Here is a 3,112-nt window from a genome sequence, read left to right on the forward strand (position 1 = left end):
GACGCTCTTCCGATCTGGCAATCATCGCCAGATTCTCCTCAGGGCTGGTCTTCAGAATCCTGGTGACGTGCTCCAGCGATCCCTTCCCCACGAGAGTGAACACGGTGAGACCTGTCTCCATCAACGCATTGAGATTAGTATCTTCCTCTGCTCGGGTATTGGCACGACGGGTGCTGCCAAAAGCAACCAGAGTTGAATTCAATAACAAGACCCCCTGCATTCGTTTGAAGAATGAGGTATCCTTTGGATTGGACCCCGGCCATCCCCCCTCGATGAAATGAACCCCTAACTCATCGAGCTTTCTGGCAACCCGGGCCTTATCCTCTACAGTGAAGGATACGCCCTCCCGCTGAGCGCCATCACGCAAGGTGGTATCGTAAAGCTGAATATTCACAAAAGCCTCTCAAATTCGTATTTAGACTACACCAGGCAATAACTGCCGTCAAGCATCCGATGATCTCCGGAACAAGACGGCTTTTGCAAATAATACGCAGGACAGAAAGACAGGCTCCCCCAATCCGAAAGTGAGCCTGAAAAAGCCATGACAATCGTATTATGTCAACAAGTGAGGCCGGATTTCCATGGAGAATTGAGAGCCTGCTGGCGCCGACTGTGGGTGTCAGGGGATCTTGGACGAGGGCGACAACGTCAGTGAGACGCTCTGTGATGGTGATCATGCCCGTGTTCACGTTCAGCAATGGCAACTCCCGGATGATCTCCTGTAATTACAATCCCAAATGTTTCCAGGAGCATTGCTGGCGTCAGAACTTCTTCTGGCGTCCCAATCCCTACGACACGATGCGCCAACAACATGACCTGATTGCAGTGAGCCGCCTCCTGAATATCATGGGTAGCCGTAATCACGGCAGCGCCGCGGGAAAGTTCGGCCTTCACAGCCCTTAAGTATATTTCCCGGCCGGCGGCATCCAGACCAGCGGTGGGCTCGTCCAGAATGAGAACGTCCGCTTGTCTGGCTAGGATTTGAGCCAGGTAAACCCGCTGCTGCTGCCCCCCCGATAATGACCGCAGTGGAAGTTCTGCCAAATGCTCGATACTCAACATGCGCATGGCAGCCTCTGTCACTTCTTGATCCGACCGTGTCATGCGTCCAAACAACCCACGATTCGGGAATCTCCCCATGCGGACCACATCTATTGCACGAAGAGGCAGGACAAATCCTGATGCATGAAACTGACTGAGATATGCAATTTGCTTTGGCAAGCTTCCGGGTCGTTTGCCGAGAATCGTGAGTCGGCCCTGGATCGGCGCAATCAGCCCGACAAGGGTCTTCAGCAAAGTGGATTTCCCTGAACCGTTGATGCCAACCAGGGCAAGGGCCTGACCTGCCCCCAGTTGAAATTCAATTCCCGTCACAACAGGGTTGTTATTATAACCAATATCCAGATGATCCGCATATATGACTGCTTCTGCTCCAGGGTCAGCAAGCCTGGCATTATCGAAGACGGAGCCATTTCTCATCATGCCATCATTCATAGACTGGAAGCCTCCGATCGATGCAAATGCTGAGCACGCAGGTTTTGAAGTAAGAAGACCACAAAGAATGCTGTGATGGCTGTCAACACGACCGCAGCCCCGGCCGCAATACTGAAGTGGTAACTAAAAAGAAGGCCGATGTACACCGAAGATACGCCGAAGACAACAGCCCATAGGATCATCGCCCCGATTCTTCGTGCCAGCAGTGCTCCCGCGCCGGCCGGAGCCATTAACATCCCAAAGACAAGTAATGTCCCCACCGTCTGAAAGGAAACAACGATGGTCAGAGCGATAAGGAAAAGCATAATGTTGTGATAGAGTTTGACAGAAAAGCCCATGACCTGTGCTTGTTCGGGATCAAAGCATAAAAGCAAGAACGGTCGGGCGCAGATGGCCGCAGTTACAATAACCACAAGAGTGGCAATAATCTGAATGCCAATCGCCCTTGTGCTCACGCCAAGAAACTCCCCAAACAGCATCTGAATCAAATCGCCGGTAAATGAGGTGGAGTGAGAGATGATCACCACGCCCAGAGCCAGCATCCCGACAAACAGAAGCCCAATTGCCGTATCTGAGGAAAGGCGTGAGCGTTGAGTAATAAGGCTGATGCCTCCAATCATAGCGATGGCTCCAACCACAGCTCCTGTCATCCCGGAGTATCCGAGTAAGATTGCTCCGGCAATTCCCGGCAGAACGCCGTGGCTCAGCGCATCGCCAATAAAAGCCAGGCCGCGCAGCACCACGAATGTGCCTACAATAGCACAGGAAATCGCTACCAGAACCCCGGCGATGAGAGCCTTTAGCATGAAGGGGTTGGATGAGAAGGGGGTTATGAACCAATCCATGATAACAACATTGCGCTATTTCAGCGCATCAATTATCACCTTTGCCAGATTATCTTCGAACGTGAAGTAGGAACCATCATCCGGAAGGGTATGTGTTGCGAGTTGAATCACCTTCACTCCCGTTTCACCACCGAGCTCCTTGGCCACAGATGGCGACGTGCCAAGTTCCGCAAAGATGGCTTTGACATGGTTATCCTCGATCAGATTCTTGAGTTTAGCCAAATCCGCGGCCGAAACCTCGGCCTGTGTGCTGATACTGGGAATGATCGTTCCTATCAGCTTGAAGCCGTAACACTGAGCGAAATACCCCATCGATTCGTGGCCGGTTACCAGCTTTCGGTTATCAGGTGGCAAACTTGACACTTCATCAGATATCTTCTGGTTCAGCGCGGCGAGACGAGTTTCAAGGTCTTGTGCGCGAGCATCAACGTCAATACCCAGATCCGCCTTTAACTGTCCGGCCAGAGCAGAAACGATGCTTCTCATGGCCATCGGGTCAGTCCACAAATGGGGATCTGCAGCCCCGACAGCCTGATCCGGATCCTCTGAAGGAATCCCCTCTCCAGACCCAACATGGCGAACCGTAATATAATCTGAAGCGGTGAAGACCTTCACTCCGTTACTTTTGGCCTTCGACAGGGTCTTTCCCATGCCGCCTTCGAGACCGAGCCCGTTCTGAATAACCAGGTCTGCTTTGTTTATCGCTTCAATATCCTTCGCCGATGGATCCCATTCGTGCGGATCCAGTCCATTAGGTACGGATACAGTGACAC

The 3,112-nt window shown here is 52.2% G+C and carries 4 protein-coding genes; all 4 read right to left on the reverse strand.

Annotation, left to right across the window (positions count from 1 at the left end):
* Positions 1-394, reverse strand: a 394-nt coding sequence (locus tag PHV74_15805) for a citramalate synthase (GenBank protein MDD5095816.1), incomplete at its 3' end; no start/stop codon positions are given.
* A gap of 254 nt (positions 395-648) precedes the next feature.
* On the reverse strand, positions 649-1,494 hold the full coding sequence (locus PHV74_15810; protein ID MDD5095817.1) for a metal ABC transporter ATP-binding protein: 846 nt from the start codon (positions 1,492-1,494) through the stop codon (positions 649-651).
* Positions 1,491-2,339, reverse strand: coding sequence for a metal ABC transporter permease (locus PHV74_15815; protein ID MDD5095818.1), 849 nt, complete (start codon positions 2,337-2,339; stop codon positions 1,491-1,493). The genes PHV74_15810 and PHV74_15815 overlap by 4 nt, the downstream gene beginning before the upstream one ends.
* 15 nt (positions 2,340-2,354) lie before the next feature.
* The coding region (locus tag PHV74_15820; protein MDD5095819.1) for a metal ABC transporter substrate-binding protein at positions 2,355-3,112 on the reverse strand (758 nt) is incomplete at its 5' end.

Source organism: Dehalococcoidia bacterium, assembly GCA_028711995.1.
GTDB lineage: Bacteria > Chloroflexota > Dehalococcoidia > SZUA-161 > SpSt-899 > JAQTRE01.